The sequence below is a fragment of the Anabaena sp. UHCC 0253 genome (assembly GCF_009712085.1).
Taxonomy (GTDB): Bacteria; Cyanobacteriota; Cyanobacteriia; order Cyanobacteriales; family Nostocaceae; genus Dolichospermum.
The window spans coordinates 169,544-173,332 of the sequence record NZ_VILD01000002.1; the positions used below are offsets into that span (position 1 = coordinate 169,544).

1 protein-coding gene and 1 pseudogene are annotated in these 3,789 nt (G+C 39.1%); one reads left to right on the forward strand and one right to left on the reverse strand.

Annotation, left to right across the window (positions count from 1 at the left end; translation table 11 throughout):
• A pseudogene (locus FJR38_RS28170) lies at positions 1-1,362 on the reverse strand (glutamate synthase subunit alpha); the annotation flags it as partial.
• Positions 1,363-2,236: 874 nt separating this feature from the next.
• Here FJR38_RS28170 and FJR38_RS04870 point away from each other — a divergent pair.
• On the forward strand, positions 2,237-3,789 hold a 1,553-nt coding region (locus FJR38_RS04870), incomplete at its 3' end, for a hypothetical protein (protein WP_254449359.1).

The window sequence follows — 3,789 nt, forward strand, 5'->3', positions numbered from 1 at the left end:
AGGATGTTGTTTAGCAATCCGTTGTTTAATTTCCCAGTTCTTGAGGATTTCTTGGGTGTTTAAATCCACCGCAATCATTTGTCCCGGTCCAAGTCTGCCTTTTTCAAGAATGTTTTCTTCTGGAAAATCTACAACTCCTGCTTCGGAAGCAACAACGATATAATCATCTTTGGTGATCACATAACGCGCTGGTCTTAAGCCATTGCGGTCTAATGTCGCCCCAACTTTTTTACCATCGCTAAATACTAACAGCGCGGGTCCATCCCATGATTCTTGCAAACCGCTGTAATATTCATAGAAATCCACAATTTCTGGATATTCAGCTAAGGAAGGTTGATTTTTGTAGGCTTCGGGAACCATCATCATTAACCCTTCTAAAGGGCTGCGTCCCGATCGCACCAACAACTCTAGTACATTGTCTAAAGTAGCGGAGTCACTATTATCAATGTTTACCAGTGGCTTGAGTTCATCAAACCGATCTTGCCAAATTGGATGACTGAGGGTAGCTTCCCTAGCCATCATCCAATTAATATTCCCCAATAGGGTGTTAATTTCGCCGTTATGACCTAATAACCGCATTGGTTGGGCTAATGGCCATTTGGGCATGGTGTTGGTACTAAAGCGGCGATGATATACCGCAAATGGCACTACAAAGGCAGGATTTTTTAAGTCTTGGTAAAAATCTCCTAAGACGGCGGAACGCACCATGCCTTTATAGACGATTGTGCGGCTTGACAATGAACATACATAGAAGTCTTCGGAGATTTTTCTTCCCGCTTGCATAATGCGGCGACTGGCAATATACAATTCTCTTTCTAGTTCATCACCGCTTTTATCAGCACAAGAAATTAAAACTTGTTCTATCTGCGGTTGATTTTCTTTGGCTTGTACACCTAATACTTCTGGATTTACTGGAACTACTCGCCAGCCCAATACAGTTAGTTTTTCTTCCGCTGCTATTTGCTCAAATGCGGTTTTTGTTGCTTGGGCAGCTATGGGATCTTGGGGAAAAAATATCATCCCCACTGCCATGTTACTCAAGTTAGAAAAATTAATCAGATTAGTGGAAAATATCTGCTGTTCTTTGTTTTCTTGGCTGAATAATTTCCAAGGAATTGCTGTTAATATTCCCGCACCATCACCAGAATCTTGGTCAGCACTACAACCACCTCTATGTTCTAAGCAAGTTAAAGCTGTTAAGGCTTTATCTAAAATTTCATGACTGGCAATATTTTGACGATGGGTAATAAACCCGACTCCACAAGCATCTCTTTCTTCCACTAACCACTTTTGCCCTGGGTATGTGTCTTGAGAATTAATATCCGAAATTTGCTGACCCTGATTCAATGATTGATGACTCATACTCTATTCCTGAAATGTTGAGGTACAGATGTTGTTATTACTGCTAGAGGAAAATTTCTCAATTTGGCACTGGATAAAAATACATAATTACCAAAATTTAGGGATAACAATTTTAGCTTTGGCTTGACATTTAGCCAAAAGTGTGTAACCAATGCCTATCTTTGTTTATTTGTTTATGCACTGTAAAAAAACTACTTAATCCAGAAGGACTTATAAATTGAAAGGTTTCTGAAGTTTGAAGTTTTTTAGCTTATGACTATAACGTAGTGTTAAGCTGTGATGCCATGCTGCGATATCAGAATTCTACTGTATAATGTGAAGCCAATTTTCCTACTGTTTGCTGTTTATAGATCAAGGATTTGAGGTATTACCTATTTTGGGTTTACCTGCAATAGGATCTCGACTATGGCTGAACGCCACGCTGCGATATCACACTTCACTATCTAAAAGCCGCATTTTTTCCTAATGCAGCCACAAAATCAGCGTATTTACACTATATGCCCATTTGACAATTCCTAAAATATATGTTGCTTGCATTTTGGCGGCTTGTTCATTAGCCACCAAATGAATTTTAAATTTTAGATTGAAACTCCTAATCCAAAATCCAAAATTTTATAGAGTGTGCGAATTTTAGCTTTAATCCCTAAGACTACCATCATAGTCTATGAGCAGTTTGTATTATTTAAAACAATTACTACCAGTATCTTCAGCCTAATAATTGTTTGTAACTCTTGATAAAAGACAAAAACCCAATATATATATTATCACGGTTATTTCCCAAAAAGATAATTATTTTTGGAAAATTTTCCGATAAATTTTCGTTAGTCTAAGTTTTGCACGATCATTTTCCCAAAAATTTAGTCAATGATCCTTTATGTCCGATCAAAAAAAGCTCCATCCTATGAAACTCGTGTATTTTGTGTTACCACTATTGTCAACAGCACTGTCTTTAACCGTTACATATAGAGCGATCGCTCAAACAATTCCTAGTTTACCAACTTCCGCCTCAGTCTCAGCTAATGCTGGTAATCAAATTACTCTCAATGGCAGGACTTTATCAGGGGTATGGTTACAGCAAACCAAGACTCCAACAGGAGTGCAAACTTATCTTAGTGATAGCGCAGTTAAGCAATTAATGGGGATAGATTTACTGAATAGTAACAATCCTGCTCAACAACCAATACAATGGTTTTCTGGTGCAACAAATCCCGTTATTCTCAATACCAATTTACAAAGAGGATATCGCTATTTAGATATTACTCAATTAGCTCAAACAGCTAAATGGCAAATACAAGCCAATGGTAACAAGTTAGTAATTTCTACTCCCCCATCCCAAGTTAAAAATATTCGTCAGGGTAAACAACCAACAGGCGATCGGATTGTTCTAGATTTAGATATGCCGACTCCTTGGCAAGTTAGACAAGAGTTACCAGTCAAAAAAGTTGTAGATCCTGATGAAATTGCCCCCAAATCTACCACACCACCGAACCGAGATTGGACTGTTACCTTAGATGGTATTGCTGATCCGGCTTTACTCCAACGCTATAACTCTCAACCACCAACACCCGAAGCACTAGTGCAAAAAGTGGAAGTGGTGAATAATCAAACTATTGTCCGTCTGAGTGTTCCCTTTGGTCAGTCTGTACAAGTTAGCACTATTCCCCAACCAAATCGGATAGTTATTGATATTCGTCGTGATGCTTTACGAGAAAGAAGTATTACCTGGGCGCAAGGGTTACAATGGCGACAGCAGTTTGTAAATTTAGGAACAGACCGTTTTCCCGTGGTTTGGTTAGATATTAATCCCAGGACGGTGGGATTGACAATTAAACCAATATGGAGCAATAGTCAAACCCTAACAGGTACTGCTCCTTTGATGCAAACTGCTCAAAATTACTTAGCCGTAGCAGCGATTAATGGTGGTTATTTTAACCGCAATAATAGATTACCTTTAGGGGCAATTCGCCAGGATAATCAATGGATATCAGGACCAATTCTCAACCGGGGAGCGATCGCCTGGAATAATAATGGAGAATTCTATTTTGGTCGTCTGACACTCACAGAAACCTTAATTAGTAATAATCAACGTTTACCCATTCTCTTCCTCAATAGTGGCTATGTACAACGTGGTATTGCTCGTTATACCTCTAGATGGGGAGCGACTTATACACCCCTAACAGATAATGAAAATATCGTAGTTGTTCAAAATAATCAAGTCACTAATCAATTAGCAGGAGGTAAAACTGGGACTACACCTATTCCCATTCCTGAAAATGGCTATCTGCTTACCTTCCGCAGTGAAACCCCACAAATGCCTATGGGGACAAAAGTTAACATTACCAGCACCACTACCACACCTGAATTTAGCCGTTATCCCCACATTATGGCCGCAGGTCCCCTATTAATCCAAAAATCGGCAAATAATTC